Here is a 15,273-nt window from a genome sequence, read left to right as displayed (position 1 = left end):
GCCGCCTCTGAAGACCAGCGTCTCCGGCGAGTCGTGTCCGAGATCACGGCCCAGGCAATTCGTAGTCAGCCAAATACCGCGCCGTCGTGCAGAGGCTCGTCTCTGAAATGATCGTGCCGTTAGTCGCATTGCATCCGGGCTATCGACCGAAAATTCCAATCACCGCATGGCCAGGTCCAGACCTATCCAATTGCAAAATTCAAAGGTGAGGAACAGCATGAGGAACGCAGAAGCGACGAACGCTGTGCCCACCTTGATGGATGTCAGTACCACTGCAGCTGTCTTTTGATTCTTGTCCTTCTGTCCCCGATCGTAATGCCACTTGACGGCTAAATACATGCCCACGCTGAGCACGAGAATCTTGAAAATAACAAAAGAGATAGGGATTGAATTCATGATTTAAAAACCATCAATGGGTGACAGACGGCGAAGTGCCAAAGTGCGGCGAGTAGCTCAATAGGCCGATGAAGATATGGAAAAATCAATCTGACGAAACGCTTGCGGTGAGCTGAATGGGCATCCGCAAAGTGCGTCGAAAGGCACGCAAGACATGGGTCGAAAGGCGGGCAGTCTGCCGGCACCACAGAAGCACTCTCATCGTGCTGTCGAGTGTTCATCTTCCAGGCTGGTACGTACAGAATCAGATCTGCTGAAAATTTACGTATCAGACGCCCAGGGAGGCCGGTAGCCGCTCCGGGACAGGCCGACGCGTGATACGAGAATCTCGGGAGCGGTCCAGAAGACCGTATCAGGAAGAGATGCCCATGAATCGCTACGAGAAGCTGGCCGACAACATCGCTCAGCGCATTCGCGCGGGTAGCCTGAAGGCGAACGATCGCCTTCCCTCCGTGCGCGAACTGAAGTCGCAGATGGGCATCAGTGCGTCCACCGTGTTCTCTGCGTACTACCTGCTGGAGGCGCAAGGGCTTGTCGAAGCGCGGCAGCGGTCGGGATACTTCGTTCGAGCGGGCGCGGAAATACCGGCCAACGAGCTCGCCGCCAGCGAGCCTGTGCTCCGGTCCATGTCGGTCGACGTGTCGTCGCTTGTCTTTCAGGTCCTTGCACAGGCTCGCGAGCGCGATATGGTCCCGCTCGGCTCGGCCTTTCCGTCGCCAGAGCTGTTTCCCTTCGAGCAACTTGCCGCCGGCCTGACGCGCGCGCTCAAGCGGATGGATCCTTGGCAGACCGTCGAGGATTTGTCACCCGGAAACGCCGTATTGCGCCATCAGATATCCCTGCGTTACGGCAGCGTCGGGATGGATGTTCCTGGGTCAGAACTGGTCATCACCAGCGGGGCGATGGAAGCACTCAATCTTGCGCTCGAAACGGTGACGCAGCCAGGCGACGTCGTGGCGATCGAAACGCCAACTTTTTATGGTGCGTTGCAGGCACTGGAGCGGCGCGGTCTTCGCGCGGTCGAGGTGGAGACCCACCCGCGAACAGGCGTAGATCTCGACTCTCTTGCTCGCGTGATCGACCAGCATCCGGTGAAGGCCTGCTGGTTCATGCCGACCTTCCAGAATCCAATGGGCTGCACCATGAGCGACGCAGCCAAGGAGCAACTGGTCAGCATGCTCGCCAGCCGCGCCATACCGCTGATCGAAGACGACGTGTACGGCGAGCTCGCGCATGGGGCTCGGAGACCGCCACCAGCCAAGGCCTGGGACCGGGATGGCTGGGTGCTGCACTGCAGTTCTTTCTCGAAATCCCTGGCACCCGGATATCGCATCGGTTGGGTAGCGGGCGGTCGCTTTGCAGCCACTTTGGGTCGGAACAAGTTGATGAGCTCGCTGGCGACGGCACTCCCCTCGCAACTGGCGTTGCAGGAGTACCTGCAACACAAGAGTTTCGATCGTCACCTGCGCACCCTGCGGCATTCGCTCAGCCGCCAGCAGGCTGCATGCTTGCGACTGATCGATCGATACTTTCCGGCTGGAACGCAGGTCACGCGCCCCGAGGGTGGCTATTTCCTGTGGCTCGCGCTGCCAGAAGGTGTCGACTCGCTCGCACTGCACCAGGACGCTCTTCGGCTCGGCATAGGCGTAGCGCCGGGCCATTTGTTTTCAGCCGACCGCCGATACACCCGGCACCTGCGCATCAACTACGGATATCTCGGCGACCCGCGCCTGGAAGGGGCGATCAGGAGTCTTGGAGATCTCGCCAACGCGCAGCTTAAATCTGCAACTGGACAATCGGGGTCACCCTTCGAGGAACGTTCGTCGAGACCTTAGTTCGCGTGAATGCAGGTCGAGGTCTGCCGCCTTCGACTGACTCTCAACATCACGCGCGCCGCTTCTGTCCAGTCGTCGACGCTTCGCCGCGAGATGGCACGAAGGCCAACGGACTGCTGACCGTGCCAGCCAGCCGGCACGTTCACGATGCCTGAACGTCTGCCGACCTCGACCAATTCGGCGTGAAACTGCTCGCGGCTCAATGAACCCGCAGCACCTCGAACTGCTGTCGGATCAGAGCCACCTGTATCGACACCTCGTCACCCTCGCATTTGCCCAGCATGGCCCTGCCCAAAGGTGTTTCGCTGCTGATGACCTGAACGCGCTGAGCGCCGCTGAGCAACTTCATGCTGCCCCCATCCGGCCCGAGAAAGAGCTGTTGCTGCTTGTCGTCGGAACCGACCAGGCAGACCAGCGCGCCGAGCTGTATACCTTTGCTGGCATCGTAGGGACGTGGGCGGAATTGGCGCCAATTGGCCATTGCCTGGCGGATGGCTTCGGCGCGACGCGCCTGGCCGGTGGCCAGGTAGGCGGCTTCGAGTCCCAAGGTGTCGTATTTGTTTTCGGCGATGTTCTCTGCGTGAGTCGCCGTTTCATGGGCCGCCCGCACTGCCTGTTCGGCTTGCATCAGGTCCTCGGCGAGCCGTTCTAGCACCTGCTGTTGCAGCGTGAATTTATCCATGACGAAGGGTAGGCATCTTGAACAAGCGGGGGGTCAGGTCTTGATTATGAAGGGCCCTACCAGGCTTCGACGCTTCTGTTGGATGCAGGTTAACTTCGGCTATGGGGCCCGAAGCGGAAGTAGCATGTTCTCCAAAGCTGCCGTTGAATTCAGCTTAGGTAGCCACTGCCAAGAACACCCAGCATCGTTGAAACCTGACAACCTCGATGCCTCTCGAAGTCGTAATCAAAGAACAAAGCCATGGGCGCCCCCATCTGGATCAACAACAACGCGGACCTTTGGATCAGCAATGGGATGAAAGATGCCTTTTGCAGAGTGCTTACGACCGTCGCGACTCTCGAAGGCCACGATGTCATGGCCGTCTATACGGACGCACCAGGCGTGGCAGGCACCTACCGAGTCTCCGGTTTGGGTATTGATCTCGACGAGTTCAATGCCTATCTCGGTGGATCGGAGGGCGTACGACGCCATCTTGATGTCTGTCGCGCACGATTGCCAGAAGTCGCCGAGTCCTGCGGCCTGACGCCGACGCACGCCGGGTACATGTTGAATTTGTTCGCGTGGGCAGCGCACATCATGGATGGACACCCGCTCCCCATGAACTGTAACTACTACCTGGACTGGCCGCCCGGCATCGGGGGCTGATGCTAAAACACCGCTCGCAAACTCGAAGTCCAACGCGCGATCCGCCGCCTATAGCTGGCATTCATTTCACTCCAATCACATCGGGTTCTCTTTATCGCAGGCTTGGACTTAGTCAGCTCCAACTGTCACCGATAGCATCCTCCGACCCTAGATTCCAAGCAACCAAAGATGACCAAAAATCAATGCGACGCGTTGGACCGCACGAAGCGACGACATCGTCACTAGTGTGCTCGACAAACTCCTTCATCAGATACTCCTCAAGGTTGGCCGCGTAGCAAATGATGTCAGTCGGATAGACGACAGAAAACACTGGGTTGCCAGAGCTCGAGGGTTGATCAGGCATATAGCGATGAGCAAAAATTTGAATGAGTTTTGGTGCTTGCGCAAGAACTGCACGCATGTGACGGATGGCTTGTTCGAGATCCGCAGGTTTCGGTCCCCAACTCAAGTTCCAGATGCCTCCGAGATTTTCGAACGGATACTTAACCGCGTTCCATACGCCCTCGATAGGGCGCGCCATCATATCCAGCAGCGAGGGATCATCTAGATTTCTCCAGTTCGGAAAATCTTCTCCTACAGGAAGAAAATTGCTCAAGAGTTCGCGCAGGTCTTCCGGAAAAACAAATCCGAACCTCTGCTCAGCCTCGTTCGCCTCCAAGGCGGACAAGCCGGGAGCGAGTGCGACACCAGCGTTTTCCAAGATCGATCGGCAATTTTTCAGATCCATCGCAGTGCCATAGGTATGTTTCGCCGGACTCGTGCCATGGATGTGAATCCGACCTGCGTGCGAACGGCGGCTATTGGCCGAGAGATGTCTCACGGGCTAGCAAGACGGAGTCACGAGTTGAGCCTCGCGAACTCGGCCGTGCCAAGCACGCTCAGCCCGGCGGCCATTGCAGCCTGATGCGCATCCTCTGCGTCTTCTCCGTTGACCATGAGCGCGTAGTAAGCGTCGTGGCCGAGGTCAAGATGCAGCAGTTCGTATCCGAGCGCCGCGGCCCAACTCGCAACAGCGCAAAGACCAGCAGGCACTGTTCTGGTCTCCAGTGGGGTTGTCCAGTTCCAGCGCTCACGAATGCTGAAGCTGGTCGCAACCTCAGCGACCTGCCACTCAATCTCTTCGTGGGCTTTCCAATCAACTTGGATCACGAGCCACCGACCGTGCCTCTGACCCTCTTCGCCGAGGACCCCGTCCTCGAACGCTTCCGCCGCGTCACCGCACGAGTCAAAGCCGGTTGCCACGGCGTCGGAGAGGCGTCGGCCCTCACGTGAATCCAGGTGTGCGGTCACTAAATGCATGAAGCGCTGCAACGCATCCTTCGTCTGAGCATGCGTTGGCCGAGCTCCGACGATGTCCGGCGCTTCGCTGGGAGTGGGATTCGCGGATGGTTGTTGATGCTGCGGCTCCGCCTCAAGGCGAAATAGAGTGGCGAGACGCTTGAACATAGCTTCCTTGTTCTGCTTAACGAGTGGCCGACCTGACCTGTGGGCTACTTCTGCTCGAATTCTGCCTTGAGTTCGACCGTCTGCATTTGGCCGCGTCCTGCCTTTAGCTTATCGGCGAGACTGCATGGTCGTTCTCAAACCAATTCAAATATGCCGCCGCGAAGTGATACGCGAGCTGGAACATGGCCTCGCTGTCTTTGCTGGAAATATCCTCGGGAAAGAGATTTATGACGATGAAAAGTGGTCGTTCATCGGAGGCTTGAGCCCGGACGCTCTGCCAAATGGGTGAACTAAGTGAATCCAGGAGCTGCTTGTTCTGCAGCTCAGCGCCTGAGCGAAGAATCGCGCAAGCATAGACAACATGGTCGCCAATGCTGAAGTTGCACTTTCCCGCTGCGCACTCCACGCTCCAAGAAGTCAACGGACCATCCAAGTGGATGGCGACGATTGGTCCGCCGCACAAGAGGTCTTGGCAGTATGCGAGCCACTTCTTCGACAGTGCATCTACGTGCAAGGTCGAACTCTCCAGCAGTTCCCCATCGACTGCACAGTGCATGACCCTGAATGACTTCATTGCCTTGCTCCAATATCCGCCCTCAGTTCGATTCTGCCGCAGCAGTGAATGACGGCTCCTAGCCGACTGTAGCCGCACGAGGGAATGGTGCGAGGGGCCGAAGCGTTCGCTTGAATCGCTGAAATCGGCTACTCAGATCCACCCCTGTTTTCGTAGCGTGTCATAGAGACAGCCACAAGTACAAAGATCTTTCGGCAGTCACGGCATTGCTAGCGTGGACTGAAAGTGCGTGAATAAATTCAGATGCTTCGTCAACAGACCATCCATCCATCTGAACCTCTTCTGTTGCTTGCCATGTTTGTGCAACGTCGTGAACATTCGAAGCATCTAGACCTGCGATGCAACCGAGGATGTCGCGCGGAAATTCAAACACCCAAGGGCCTTCGTCCTTGTCGCCGCCAACGAGCTCGAACGATTTCTGAAGGTCGTTGTGATAGTCCTTGCCACTTATGGCGCAATACAGCGTCGCCAGCATTATTGTTTCCACCCCCTTCGCCTGCAAAGTAGGCCAACTATCTATGGGGCTGACGCTTTCACCAATCTGGACGCCGGAGCCGCTATCAGCGATAACAAAATCCGAAAGTATGCCCATAGAGCGTTCCTCTTGGTCGGCAGTGCCAACGTCAAATACTTGAAATTGCTGCGGGGCATTGGGTCTGCCCTGAAAGCTTGATAAGGGCTGAACTCCGCCCCGATGAAGGATCGCGTTGGGCCGCATTCTGCCGGACCAACGAGCGACCGCTCTTGGCCGACTGTAGCCTCACGCACCGTTGGCGCAAAGGGCCAACTGCGGTCTTCCGACATTGTCCAAAGCTGCCGGCCGTCGCGCCAACGCTAAGCGACATCTCCTTCCATGCATCGTCCAGCCAGGCACGCTGAATAAAATCCGGCGATGTCCCCCGCTTTAGTCCCACGCCCTCAGTGCACCGCTTGCCTGCGCCCGCTCAGTGCCTGCATCTGCCGCTGGGTCGCGCCCACCGCCCACGCGGTGGAGGTGCTGGTGCTGCAGCACCCGCTGGAGGTACACCAGGCCAAAGGCAGTGCCCGCTTGCTGCACCTCAGCTTGGCGCACTGCCGCGTGGTGGTGGGTGAGGCATTTGCCGTGCCAGTCTGGCCGGTGGACGGCAAGCACACGCTGCTGCTGTACCCGGACAGTCTGCAAGATACCGCCCCGGACCTGCGGACACCACCCCCGCTACCGCCCGAGTGGACGCAAGCCCAGTCGCGCTTGCGCCTGGTCGTGCTGGACGGCACCTGGCGCAAAAGCCGAAAGATGCTCTACCAAAGCCCGCCACTGCAACAGTTGCCCCGCTTGGCCCTGCGCAACCTGCCGCCTTCGCACTACCGCATCCGCAAAGCCCATGGGCCCGACCAGCTGTCCACGCTGGAGGCGACCTGCTATGCCTTGTGCCAACTGGAAGGCGGTGCGGCGCGGTTCCAGCCCTTGTTGGATGCCTTCGACGGGTTTGTAGAGTACGTGGAGCAGGCTGGCGGGCAGCGACGCGCAAACTGACAAGTCCTGCCCTCGGTCAAGGGTTAAGGGGTTTATTGAAGTGACCAGCTAATTGGCTGGTTTTGGCCGCGTTGTGTCCGCTGCCTTACTCTTCTGTTTGCTGGGCTTCGGCCTGGCGGCTCCAAGGAGCATCGGGCGCCGCACGCCAAGCCATCCAGCCTGGCTGCATTGCAGCAAGCTCAAGCAGCGTCTGGTCCCGCGCGACCATGCTCTCCAAAGTGACCAGCATTGCTTCTGCGATGTGGAACGCATCCCCCGTCAGGAACTGCCATCCTCCATCGTCTGCATCGCGTGATGCCATAAGGACGGGCTTTTCGCCATCAACGATGGACCGCACCGTGAAACAAACCACATTGGGTGGACTGTTGAACGGCCAACTCTGCGGCTCGGTGGTCATGCTGGGTCCCCTGTAAACGTCTGCTTCTGGCCGAATGTACCTGTTCAACATCCGCACCAGCCGCGAGGATGAGTCCACCATCTGCCAGTACAGCATCACCTCAAGGACGGTTGGTCTGAAACGATGCGCGGAAGGGGCCAGCTGGCGCCACTTTGCGTTGGCCGAGCGTTGTCAAAGCGCCGCGGATCGCGACGTTGCGAAATGACATGCTCGCCGCCCCCGAGCGATTGGAACTGAGTGCGGATGCGTAGCTGGTCCAGAGCATCCGCAGCTCGTAGGCGCCCCACGACATGAGGATGCTGGCGACAAGCACCGGCACAGAAGCCGCGATGAGCTTGTTCTTCCAGAACGCGCCGCGCGTCGCATGGCGGGCCTCGAATACCTGGTCTTTCTCCATCTCTTCAGGGTGATGTCGTGTCGATAGCTTCATGGGGGTGGGTTCTTCAGGGGCGTCACTAAACGGGGATGCTGTGGCCTTTCTCGATCAAACCGCTGACGCTCAGGCGATCGGGCAGGCCCGGACTGCCTGCGGATCGCACGTTATGAGCAAGCTTGCCTCCGGCGACTCCCGCAAACGCAAACCATGTCCCTGGCGCGCATTTTTTTGAACGGGTCCGAATGTGCGGCCGCACTGCGGGCTGGACGCCCGCCACCATGGCGCTCGCGGCGCCGTCGCGAAAGTGCCACCCGTCATCGTCGAGGGCGTACAGCGGTCAATCGAATCCTTGGATGACGGGTCCAACCTCGGGATGGTTATCCGACCGGCGCAACCGGAATTCGTATGCATCAGCCATGGCTTATGCGAAGCTGGATGCGTTCATCCCTTTGAGTGCGCAATGGTCAAAAAGACAACCGAACAGAAAAATGCAGAGGAGCGTCGCTACGTTGCTGCCAGTGGTGCAGCCAATGCAGTTGAGCTTGAGCCATTTTTGACGGACCCCAATCAATCCATCCGCTCCGTGGCGGCCATGAACCCGGTTGCAGACGCAGAGATTCTGGATCGTTTCGCGAATGACAAATTCTGGGGCGTACGAATGGAAGTGCTGCGCAATGCCAACGTCAGCCAGGCCACCCTGCGCAGGCTGTTGGAGCCTGATACGCGCAAACGCGGCGTAGTGCACCACGCAGCGCGCGCGAAGCTGGAAGAGCGCGGTGTGGAATTTGGTGTTGATGGCATGCCGGAAGATGCGGTGTAGAAAATAACGCCGCGTTTCCGAGCCCCTCATCCTCTTGGTGTAAATGCGCCGCGAACGTCGGCTTCACGCGAATTCGGCCACCTCGGCAATGTCTGGTTCTGGCCGACCACGGCCGCTGACAGCGGCGACCAACTTCAAGCCCTCTCAAGCTGCTCGCGACCCGATCCTCAATCCCACCAGCAATAAAGCGGATTGCCGCAGACGCCGTAGGCGCCAAGGCTGTCCGCATCCGGTCCCCAAAAACAGTAGTACTCGCCTTCATCGGGCTCGAAGACCAACCAGTAGCCCTCCGATTTCGCAAGGAGGTATCCAGTAATCCTGGACCCTAGCTGCCGATGGTCAAATCCAGGTTCGACAACTGTGGCCGACACCTTCTGCGCGGCAGTTGCGTGCACTCGAATGCTCGAACGAAGGCTTTCAAAGTACGTCGCTTCATCTTCCCCCTTGGGAACGATGATCCCCGACGTGTCGGACAGGGCCGCCTCAAGGTTTTCCCAGTAAGGATTGGCTTCGTTCATGTGTTTGATCCGAACGTACCCGATGCCCGGGTTTCTGCGAAATGCCTCCGAAGAGACACCGAGCGCACTCTCCGCCCAAAGAGCCTATTCGTGGTCCGGGAGTTCGACTTCGGCTTCTTCATACTGGCCCTTGCTGTCAAAGCGAATCACGACAATCGAATTGCCGTAGAACTTCTCGCTCGCGTCCCGGTACCCCAGATGACCACCCTCGGGAAACTCGATGCAAAGCACTTGCGGCGCCATGGAGGCCGCAGCCGACGGCACCTCGGCCAGATACCTGTGCCGGTCCTCCTCCGAGGCCTGGGAGCCTGCGGCCTCTGCAATCTCCTGCGCACACTGCAGTCTGAGGCTCGCCTCGTTCTTCAGCACTTTGGCAAGCAGCGCCTTGGCGTACTCGATGGATTCGGCCTGCTGCGCGCGGACGGGGTTCTCTTCATCCAGATCGATGACAAGGCGAACGCGATGCGCGCCGAGTTCGACGGTGCCAACCCAAGCGGATTCATTCCAGGAAAGTTCGCCAAGGATCGAGTCATCGCTCCGGCTCAGAGGTTCTTCGGCGCTTGTCATGTTGACGCTCTCATGCTGTTTGCTGATCTGGATCGCTGGAGGAAGTGGGCCGCCCGGGTCGTCTAGTCGCGGCGGGGGTCCTGCTCGGGTGGCACGGGCAGGACACTTAGCTCTACGTCGACAGGCATCGTTCTGAAGCCCTGTCTCGCATCTTCATATGCGGGGCAATCGGCATTTCGCGTTCTAAGAGCTCCGTTGGCATAGGTGCAGCTGATGGCCACCTTGCCACTCCCAGGCTCGAATAACTCGACGGAGTTCAATTGCCCGCGGCTGAACCTCGTCTGTGCAAGCACAGCATTGAGGTGAGTCCACACGGTTCTGCAGCCGCTGTATTCCTTCTCAATTTCCCGGGGGTAGATGAAGATGAACTGGCCATGGATTGAGTTGACCGCAGCTGCGCGAGGCGGCGCCGACAGATCACAATTCTTCGCCGCAACAGTGTTCTGAGAACTTGCACCAAGACTGACCGCACAGAGAGCCAACGCACTCAGAAATCCTCGCGAAACGAAGAAGAAATTCGCCGCAGAAGCCGAAGTTGAATCACGCATCGATCGCAGTCAAAATTTTCGCGCGGTCGACACGAAATGAACAAGGGCCATTCGGCCGCGAACGAGCGTGCTGATACACCACACCTCTTGCAGCCCGTCGAGTTGCACCGGCACTTCCTCTGCAATTGCCTCACGCAATTCTCGAACAGAAGCGTCGGCCATTCCTCGAATCGTCCCAGGCGCAATGCCCTCTGCCCATGCAGATGGTGCCAGTTCGACCGACACGGCCTCCGCTTGGGACACATAGGTCCCACCTTCAAATTCAAGTACGAATGTGTAGAGGCTCATTCGAGACATGCGTCACTGCCTTTCGTCCATTCATTTCCAGAGCGTTGAATCAGGCACGACCGCGGCATCCGCGTTCAGCGAAAACTTGTCGTGCAGCACACGCCAGCAACCGAACGGCAGCTTGGCGCGCATGTAGTAACTGCCAAACCCGCTGCCGCTCAATTGCGGTGCCTCTCGTGTGTATTCATCCAGAATGACCGCTCGCCAGCGGCTCACGTCCAACAACTCGCCTGTCTTCGTGTTCCAGCCCAGGTCGATGGGTGCCGTCAGCACTTCGGGGCTGCCGGCCTGGCGACGGGCGAGCGTTGCGACGTGCAGCTCGGGGTCCTTGAATGCCGGAACGTGCGTGATGGCCTGCAGTTCGAAGCCCATGCCGATGAACGCGGGCACGACGTCAGAAATCTTCATGCCGAGCAGCGCGGCAAGCGCCCAGTAGTCCGCATCTCCTTGGTCGAGCCGCGTTGCGCAGGCGGCGGCAAAAGCCGATGCGTTGTCGCGCCAGACCTTGGCAAATGGCGCGAGGCTGTTCTTCAAGAGGCCGACTTCGTGCATGGCGCCGAGCACGTTGATATGGTCGTCGACGGTGTCGCTGACTGAAGCGCGTGTGGCCGCTGCGGCCAGGGCCCAACGGCCCTTATCGGCGGATTCTGTTGCGAGTTTGCTGAGTTTCTTTTGCATGCTGAATTGGAATGTGCGGTGAGTGGCGGCTCGTGGCCGACTTCAGTCGCACGGCTGAAAGCGCTGGCACTCCGCGACGGTGTGGATCGACGTCACGGTGTTCTCACCGTCGATGTGCCTGGAGGTGAACTTGACCCAGGTGCCCTCAGGAATATCGGCCAGCAGCGAGCGGTCGGGCAGCCTGAAGGTCTGCGTCGTGAAGGGCATCTTGGACCTGGGCAGCAGCTTCAATCGCACGTAGTGCTTTCCGCCGGGCTCGTCGAACGAAGACGCGAGGCGCGCGCGGGTGAATACCGGGGGCGGCTCGTTGGTTTGCGCTGCGGCTGCGCTCATGATGATGACGCTCGTCGTCGCCACCACCATGGTTCTGCACCAGGCTCTCGACATCTTTTTTCCTCCAGATATTCGCGGCTCGATCGCTCGCATTCTGCATGCCAAACTTCGCGAACCGGGCTCGACGGCTGTTGTTCGACGCCCGTATCCTCATCTCCATGCGGCTCGACTTTATGGGCGAACCGCTGCAGCTTCAAGCAATGAATGAACGCATCGCCAACCGACCTCTTCGTTGACCAAGGGTACCTGCGGCTGGAAGGCTTCCATCCGAAGAAGCAGGTCGCGGGCATCCGGCAGAAGCTGCTCGACGAGCTCAAGCGGCTGAAGGCATTGCCCGGCGGAAAGAGCCCGTTGGGTTCGCTGCAAAAGCTGCCTGTCTTCCAGCAGATCGGAAAGCTCTCCGCGCTGGTGAAGGTGCCGGGCTTGCATGCGGCGCTGGTGACGCCGAGCCTCATCGAGCGCGTCGCCCAGCTGGGCGGGCGCGCGCCGACGGGCATCCAGGACACGCAGCTGCTGCTGTCCCCGCCCCATCAAGGCACCTGGACGCTCGAGGGATTGAACTGGCATGTGGACATCGCGGCGAGGCCGCAGGGCCCGTTGCCGGGCGTGCAGGCCTTCTTCCTGATCGACGACGTGGCGCCCGGTGGCGGCGCGACATTGGCGCTGGCCGGATCGCATCGCGTCGACATGCCGGGGCGGCCTTCGGCCTCCCGGCTCCGGGAGGTGTTGAAGGCAACAAACGAAGACATGGCGCGCGATCTTGCGCAGCTGGGCATCGGCATCGTCGAGATGTCAGGCCGCGCGGGCGACGTGTTCCTGATGGACCTTCGCCTATTGCACACGCCATCGGTCAACGCGACGAAGAACGTGCGGATGATGGCCACGGCGCGCTGCTTCTTCAACACCTGAACGCGTTGCCGACGCGTGCGGCGCGGCCGGCGCGGCGGGCCTGCAAGCCGGTGGAGATAGGCCGTTCGGTCGACTTCATCCGCCAAAAGAACACGATAAGAATCCACCCCTTCGGGTTCTCTGGAGTGCCGTGATGTCCGTGACTTTCCACGATGGAACGAACTTGCTCTACCGCAACTACACCAGCCACAGGGGCTGGAACAACACCGCGCTGCTGGGCCTGAACCCCGGCCGCAGCTACGACAGGCTGCTGATCGACGACTACAACAACGAAGCCAAGATGAAGGAGCTGTTCGCGCGCCCCGGCGCGCAGAACTGCTACCCGGGCGGCCCCGGCGCGAGCAAGTTGGGCGACTATGTGAATTCGGATTCGCGCGACGTGATCGTCATCAAGGGCCTGCACCAGTGGGTCGAGAAACCTGGCACGGCCGGCCGGCGCGGGGGCTCCAACTACCAGCTGCACATCACCTTCGGCCTGGACGGCCAGCTGTGGCACCTGTACGCCACCTACTTCGGCGACTCGCAGAAGATCACGTTCAGCAGCCAGTGCTCGGTGGGCGAGAAGGTCTCGCACACCGACCATGAAGGGTTCAGCAAGCAGGGGCGCAAGAAGTAGGCTGGCGTGCGTACGCGCCGCAATCGTTCGTCGTGGCGACAGAACAGATCGTCGACTCCGGGTACTGGCGCCTTGAGGTAAGCCTTCACGCCACGGTGATCACGGCCTCCGCGTATTCGCTGGGCACCACCAGGCCGCGCCCGCCGCCGATGTCCAGTTCATCGAGCAACGCAGTGATGTCCCGCTGCAGCGCCGCCTGCCCCGCCGCATCCAGCGCGCCGAAGGCCTTGTGCGTCGGCCCGTAGAACTCGCGGAAGACCTGCACGAAGTGCGCGGCCGAGCGGTAGCGGAAGTGAAACTTCCGGTGCGCGACGTGCAGGTCGCGGGCGCGCGGTCCGAACAACGCGACCAGGTGCGGCTCGGAGCCCCAGAGCGCGGGCGAGCGCACGCCCGCGGGCGGTGCCACGTGGGTGCCGATGATCTTGAAGAGGCGGCCGATGAAGCCCTCCGGGGTCCAGTTGGCCAGCGCGATGCGCCCGCCGGAGCGCACCACGCGCAGCATTTCGCGTGCGGCGCTCGCATGGTCGGGCGCGAACATGACGCCGAAGGTCGAGAGCACGACGTCGAAGGTGGCGTCCGCATAGGGCAACGCCTCGGCGTCGGCGATCTCGAAGGTGACGTCCAGCCCTTCGGCGGCGGCGCGGGCGCGCCCCTTGTCCAGCAGCGCCTGCACGTAGTCGGTGGAGGTCACCCGGGCGAAGCGGCGCGCGGCGGCCAGCGTCGCATTGCCGTTGCCGGCCGCCACGTCGAGCACGCGTTCGTCGGCGCGCACATCGGCCGCCTCGGCCAGGGTCTCGCCCACGATCTGCAGCGTGGTGCCCACGACGGTGTAGTCCCCGCTGGCCCAGGTGGCTTGCTGGCGCTGCTTGATGGCGGCATAGTCCGGGACAGCCGCAGGAGCCGCAACAGCGGCGGGGGTGGACGAGGGAGCGGTCATGGTGGACATGATGATGAATTCCTTCGAGGTGGACGTTGAATGCCGCTGCAGCCGCAGTCGGTATGCCGATGATTCCCGCCGGCGCCCTCGGGCACTTCACCCGTTGTCGCGCCGGTTTGCCCGTGCGTCCGCCGATAGGGGCGCGGCGGGCCCATGACAGCGATCGATCCGCTGTCCGACGTGCTGCGCAGCGTGCGGCTGCGGGGTTCGGTGTTTTTCCACGTCAGCTGCCGCGACCAGTGGGCCGCCATGGCGCCGGATTCGCGCGAGCTCGCGCCGGCCGTGATGCCGGGGGCCGAGCACGTCATCGAGTACCACCTGTTCGTCAAGGGCGAGGGCTGGATCGCGGTGCACGGCGAGCCGCCGCTGCGGCTGGCTGCCGGCGACATCGTCATGCTGCCCCACGGCGACGCGCACGTGGTCTCCAGCGCGCCGGGCCTCAAGCCGGAGGCCGGCGGCGAGTGGCTGTTCCAGATGCGCAAGGACGACCGGCCGCTGCCGGTGACCTACCGCGGGAACATGGTCGAGCTGGGGTTGCTGCCGCCCGAGGAGGCCAGCACCGTCATCGTGTGCGGCTTCATCGCCTGCGACCTGCGGCCGTTCAATCCGCTGATCGACGCCCTGCCCCGGCTGCTGCACCTGCGCGCCGAGGGCGTGGGCGCCTGGGTGGCGCCGATGCTGGCGCATGCGGCCTCCGAATCCGTGGACGCGCGCGCGGGCGGCGCGGCGCTGCTGCAACGCATCAGCGAGATGGTTTTCGTCGATGGCGCGCGGCGCTATCTGGAGTCGTTGCCAGAGGAGGCGCAGGGCTGGCTCGGTGCGCTGCGCGACCGGCAGATCGGGCGTGCGATCGGGCTGATGCACGGCGACCCGTCCGCGCACTGGACGGTGGAGGACCTGGGACGGCAGGTGGGCCTGTCGCGCTCCGCGCTGCATGAACGTTTCGTGGCGCTGACCCACTTGGCGCCCATGCAGTACCTCACGAACTGGCGCATGCAATGCGGCGCCCGCCTGCTGCGCGAAAGCCATTCGCCCGTGGCCGCGGTGGCGCTGGAAGTGGGCTACGAGTCGGAGGCGGCGTTCGCGCGTGCCTTCAAGCGGGCGACCGGCCTGCCGCCAGCGGCGTGGCGGCGCATGCAGCAGAAGACGGTGGATGCGCCAGCCTGAGAGTGATCCCTTTCGAACAGGCCGACTG

22 protein-coding genes are annotated in these 15,273 nt (G+C 61.1%); 8 read left to right on the top strand and 14 right to left on the bottom strand.

Annotated features, from left to right (window positions below; all coding sequences use genetic code 11):
* Positions 1 to 159: 159 nt before the first annotated feature.
* Positions 160 to 396, bottom strand: coding sequence for a hypothetical protein (locus tag JC881_RS12760; RefSeq protein ID WP_198786074.1), 237 nt, complete (start codon positions 394 to 396; stop codon positions 160 to 162).
* 368 nt (positions 397 to 764) lie between these two features.
* Between JC881_RS12760 and JC881_RS12755 the strand changes: the two genes are divergently transcribed.
* On the top strand, positions 765 to 2,231 hold the full coding sequence (locus JC881_RS12755; RefSeq protein ID WP_198786073.1) for an aminotransferase-like domain-containing protein: 1,467 nt from the start codon (positions 765 to 767) through the stop codon (positions 2,229 to 2,231).
* 199 nt (positions 2,232 to 2,430) lie between these two features.
* On the opposite strand, the gene JC881_RS12750 is transcribed toward JC881_RS12755, so the two are convergent.
* Positions 2,431 to 2,913 (bottom strand): GreA/GreB family elongation factor, encoded by a 483-nt coding sequence (locus JC881_RS12750; RefSeq protein WP_198786072.1) that lies wholly within the window; start codon positions 2,911 to 2,913, stop codon positions 2,431 to 2,433.
* Positions 2,914 to 3,153: 240 nt separating this feature from the next.
* Here JC881_RS12750 and JC881_RS12745 point away from each other — a divergent pair, with 240 nt between their 5' ends.
* Positions 3,154 to 3,558 (top strand): hypothetical protein, encoded by a 405-nt coding sequence (locus JC881_RS12745; RefSeq protein WP_198786071.1) that lies wholly within the window; start codon positions 3,154 to 3,156, stop codon positions 3,556 to 3,558.
* A gap of 112 nt (positions 3,559 to 3,670) precedes the next feature.
* On the opposite strand, the gene JC881_RS12740 is transcribed toward JC881_RS12745, so the two are convergent.
* The 4 genes from JC881_RS12740 to JC881_RS12725 form a co-directional block, all read right to left on the bottom strand.
* Positions 3,671 to 4,285, bottom strand: coding sequence for a hypothetical protein (locus tag JC881_RS12740; RefSeq protein ID WP_198786070.1), 615 nt, complete (start codon positions 4,283 to 4,285; stop codon positions 3,671 to 3,673).
* Positions 4,286 to 4,395: 110 nt separating this feature from the next.
* Complete coding sequence (locus JC881_RS12735; protein WP_198786069.1) at positions 4,396 to 5,004, bottom strand: DUF6630 family protein; 609 nt, start codon at positions 5,002 to 5,004, stop codon at positions 4,396 to 4,398.
* Positions 5,005 to 5,107: 103 nt separating this feature from the next.
* A complete protein-coding gene (locus JC881_RS12730; protein ID WP_198786068.1) occupies positions 5,108 to 5,578 on the bottom strand; it encodes a hypothetical protein in 471 nt (156 codons plus the stop codon).
* 160 nt (positions 5,579 to 5,738) lie between these two features.
* The gene (locus tag JC881_RS12725) at positions 5,739 to 6,170 is read right to left on the bottom strand and encodes a hypothetical protein (RefSeq protein WP_198786067.1); all 432 of its coding nucleotides are present in this window, start codon (positions 6,168 to 6,170) and stop codon (positions 5,739 to 5,741) included.
* A gap of 300 nt (positions 6,171 to 6,470) precedes the next feature.
* On the opposite strand from JC881_RS12725, the gene JC881_RS12720 reads away from it, so the two are divergent.
* Positions 6,471 to 7,091, top strand: coding sequence for a tRNA-uridine aminocarboxypropyltransferase (locus JC881_RS12720; RefSeq protein ID WP_198786066.1), 621 nt, complete (start codon positions 6,471 to 6,473; stop codon positions 7,089 to 7,091).
* Between the two features lie 85 nt (positions 7,092 to 7,176).
* On the opposite strand, the gene JC881_RS12715 is transcribed toward JC881_RS12720, so the two are convergent.
* Positions 7,177 to 7,488 (bottom strand): hypothetical protein, encoded by a 312-nt coding sequence (locus JC881_RS12715; RefSeq protein WP_198786065.1) that lies wholly within the window; start codon positions 7,486 to 7,488, stop codon positions 7,177 to 7,179.
* A 100-nt stretch (positions 7,489 to 7,588) separates the two neighbouring features.
* Positions 7,589 to 7,918 carry a hypothetical protein gene (locus JC881_RS12710; RefSeq protein WP_198786064.1) on the bottom strand — a complete coding sequence of 110 codons (330 nt, stop codon included), beginning with the start codon at positions 7,916 to 7,918 and terminating at the stop codon, positions 7,589 to 7,591.
* A gap of 406 nt (positions 7,919 to 8,324) precedes the next feature.
* Between JC881_RS12710 and JC881_RS12705 the strand changes: the two genes are divergently transcribed.
* Positions 8,325 to 8,684: a hypothetical protein gene (locus JC881_RS12705; protein WP_198786063.1), complete on the top strand. Its 360-nt coding sequence runs from the start codon at positions 8,325 to 8,327 to the stop codon at positions 8,682 to 8,684.
* A 167-nt stretch (positions 8,685 to 8,851) separates the two neighbouring features.
* Here the strand turns inward: JC881_RS12705 and JC881_RS12700 are convergent, their stop codons facing one another.
* The 5 genes from JC881_RS12700 to JC881_RS12680 form a co-directional block, all read right to left on the bottom strand.
* Entirely contained in the window at positions 8,852 to 9,202 is a 351-nt protein-coding gene (locus JC881_RS12700; RefSeq protein ID WP_198786062.1) for a hypothetical protein, read from the bottom strand.
* 84 nt (positions 9,203 to 9,286) lie between these two features.
* The gene (locus tag JC881_RS12695; protein ID WP_198786061.1) at positions 9,287 to 9,769 is read right to left on the bottom strand and encodes a hypothetical protein; all 483 of its coding nucleotides are present in this window, start codon (positions 9,767 to 9,769) and stop codon (positions 9,287 to 9,289) included.
* Positions 9,770 to 10,326: 557 nt separating this feature from the next.
* Entirely contained in the window at positions 10,327 to 10,605 is a 279-nt protein-coding gene (locus JC881_RS12690) for a hypothetical protein (RefSeq protein WP_198786060.1), read from the bottom strand.
* Positions 10,606 to 10,635: 30 nt separating this feature from the next.
* Positions 10,636 to 11,283, bottom strand: coding sequence for a hypothetical protein (locus tag JC881_RS12685; protein WP_198786059.1), 648 nt, complete (start codon positions 11,281 to 11,283; stop codon positions 10,636 to 10,638).
* 42 nt (positions 11,284 to 11,325) lie between these two features.
* The gene (locus JC881_RS12680) at positions 11,326 to 11,616 is read right to left on the bottom strand and encodes a copper-binding protein (RefSeq protein ID WP_233101741.1); all 291 of its coding nucleotides are present in this window, start codon (positions 11,614 to 11,616) and stop codon (positions 11,326 to 11,328) included.
* Between JC881_RS12680 and JC881_RS12675 the strand changes: the two genes are divergently transcribed.
* From JC881_RS12675 to JC881_RS12665, 3 genes are all read left to right on the top strand, one after another.
* Complete coding sequence (locus JC881_RS12675; RefSeq protein ID WP_233101740.1) at positions 11,615 to 11,824, top strand: hypothetical protein; 210 nt, start codon at positions 11,615 to 11,617, stop codon at positions 11,822 to 11,824. The two genes, JC881_RS12680 and JC881_RS12675, sit on opposite strands and share 2 nt — an antisense overlap.
* On the top strand, positions 11,821 to 12,525 hold the full coding sequence (locus tag JC881_RS12670; protein WP_198786057.1) for a phytanoyl-CoA dioxygenase family protein: 705 nt from the start codon (positions 11,821 to 11,823) through the stop codon (positions 12,523 to 12,525). The genes JC881_RS12675 and JC881_RS12670 overlap by 4 nt, the downstream gene beginning before the upstream one ends.
* A 133-nt stretch (positions 12,526 to 12,658) precedes the next feature.
* Positions 12,659 to 13,141, top strand: a complete 483-nt coding sequence (locus JC881_RS12665; protein WP_198786056.1) for a hypothetical protein — start codon at positions 12,659 to 12,661, stop codon at positions 13,139 to 13,141.
* Positions 13,142 to 13,226: 85 nt separating this feature from the next.
* Here the strand turns inward: JC881_RS12665 and JC881_RS12660 are convergent, their stop codons facing one another.
* The gene (locus tag JC881_RS12660; protein ID WP_198786166.1) at positions 13,227 to 14,078 is read right to left on the bottom strand and encodes a class I SAM-dependent methyltransferase; all 852 of its coding nucleotides are present in this window, start codon (positions 14,076 to 14,078) and stop codon (positions 13,227 to 13,229) included.
* A 153-nt stretch (positions 14,079 to 14,231) separates the two neighbouring features.
* Between JC881_RS12660 and JC881_RS12655 the strand changes: the two genes are divergently transcribed.
* Positions 14,232 to 15,245, top strand: coding sequence for an AraC family transcriptional regulator (locus JC881_RS12655; RefSeq protein WP_198786055.1), 1,014 nt, complete (start codon positions 14,232 to 14,234; stop codon positions 15,243 to 15,245).
* Positions 15,246 to 15,273: the final 28 nt, after the last annotated feature.

This window comes from Variovorax sp. IB41, from assembly GCF_016405905.1.
GTDB lineage: Bacteria > Pseudomonadota > Gammaproteobacteria > Burkholderiales > Burkholderiaceae_C > Variovorax.
Note: the sequence above shows the minus strand (reverse complement) of the source record. Positions and strands in the feature narration are given on the sequence as shown.

What these genes read in the sequence shown, in the direction of transcription:
- JC881_RS12755 (WP_198786073.1), top strand. Translation starts at nt 765, where the DNA reads ATGAATCGCTACGAGAAGCTGGCCGACAACATCGCTCAGCGCATTCGC.
- JC881_RS12655 (WP_198786055.1), top strand. Translation starts at nt 14,232, where the DNA reads ATGACAGCGATCGATCCGCTGTCCGACGTGCTGCGCAGCGTGCGGCTG.
- JC881_RS12695 (WP_198786061.1), bottom strand. Translation starts at nt 9,769, where the DNA reads ATGACAAGCGCCGAAGAACCTCTGAGCCGGAGCGATGACTCGATCCTT.
- JC881_RS12750 (WP_198786072.1), bottom strand. Translation starts at nt 2,913, where the DNA reads ATGGATAAATTCACGCTGCAACAGCAGGTGCTAGAACGGCTCGCCGAG.
- JC881_RS12705 (WP_198786063.1), top strand. Translation starts at nt 8,325, where the DNA reads ATGGTCAAAAAGACAACCGAACAGAAAAATGCAGAGGAGCGTCGCTAC.
- JC881_RS12710 (WP_198786064.1), bottom strand. Translation starts at nt 7,918, where the DNA reads ATGAAGCTATCGACACGACATCACCCTGAAGAGATGGAGAAAGACCAG.
- JC881_RS12725 (WP_198786067.1), bottom strand. Translation starts at nt 6,170, where the DNA reads ATGGGCATACTTTCGGATTTTGTTATCGCTGATAGCGGCTCCGGCGTC.
- JC881_RS12720 (WP_198786066.1), top strand. Translation starts at nt 6,471, where the DNA reads ATGTCCCCCGCTTTAGTCCCACGCCCTCAGTGCACCGCTTGCCTGCGC.
- JC881_RS12665 (WP_198786056.1), top strand. Translation starts at nt 12,659, where the DNA reads ATGTCCGTGACTTTCCACGATGGAACGAACTTGCTCTACCGCAACTAC.
- JC881_RS12700 (WP_198786062.1), bottom strand. Translation starts at nt 9,202, where the DNA reads ATGAACGAAGCCAATCCTTACTGGGAAAACCTTGAGGCGGCCCTGTCC.
- JC881_RS12730 (WP_198786068.1), bottom strand. Translation starts at nt 5,578, where the DNA reads ATGAAGTCATTCAGGGTCATGCACTGTGCAGTCGATGGGGAACTGCTG.
- JC881_RS12690 (WP_198786060.1), bottom strand. Translation starts at nt 10,605, where the DNA reads ATGAGCCTCTACACATTCGTACTTGAATTTGAAGGTGGGACCTATGTG.
- JC881_RS12680 (WP_233101741.1), bottom strand. Translation starts at nt 11,616, where the DNA reads ATGAGCGCAGCCGCAGCGCAAACCAACGAGCCGCCCCCGGTATTCACC.
- JC881_RS12745 (WP_198786071.1), top strand. Translation starts at nt 3,154, where the DNA reads ATGGGCGCCCCCATCTGGATCAACAACAACGCGGACCTTTGGATCAGC.
- JC881_RS12660 (WP_198786166.1), bottom strand. Translation starts at nt 14,078, where the DNA reads ATGACCGCTCCCTCGTCCACCCCCGCCGCTGTTGCGGCTCCTGCGGCT.
- JC881_RS12685 (WP_198786059.1), bottom strand. Translation starts at nt 11,283, where the DNA reads ATGCAAAAGAAACTCAGCAAACTCGCAACAGAATCCGCCGATAAGGGC.
- JC881_RS12735 (WP_198786069.1), bottom strand. Translation starts at nt 5,004, where the DNA reads ATGTTCAAGCGTCTCGCCACTCTATTTCGCCTTGAGGCGGAGCCGCAG.
- JC881_RS12740 (WP_198786070.1), bottom strand. Translation starts at nt 4,285, where the DNA reads ATGGATCTGAAAAATTGCCGATCGATCTTGGAAAACGCTGGTGTCGCA.
- JC881_RS12675 (WP_233101740.1), top strand. Translation starts at nt 11,615, where the DNA reads ATGATGATGACGCTCGTCGTCGCCACCACCATGGTTCTGCACCAGGCT.
- JC881_RS12715 (WP_198786065.1), bottom strand. Translation starts at nt 7,488, where the DNA reads ATGACCACCGAGCCGCAGAGTTGGCCGTTCAACAGTCCACCCAATGTG.
- JC881_RS12760 (WP_198786074.1), bottom strand. Translation starts at nt 396, where the DNA reads ATGAATTCAATCCCTATCTCTTTTGTTATTTTCAAGATTCTCGTGCTC.
- JC881_RS12670 (WP_198786057.1), top strand. Translation starts at nt 11,821, where the DNA reads ATGAACGCATCGCCAACCGACCTCTTCGTTGACCAAGGGTACCTGCGG.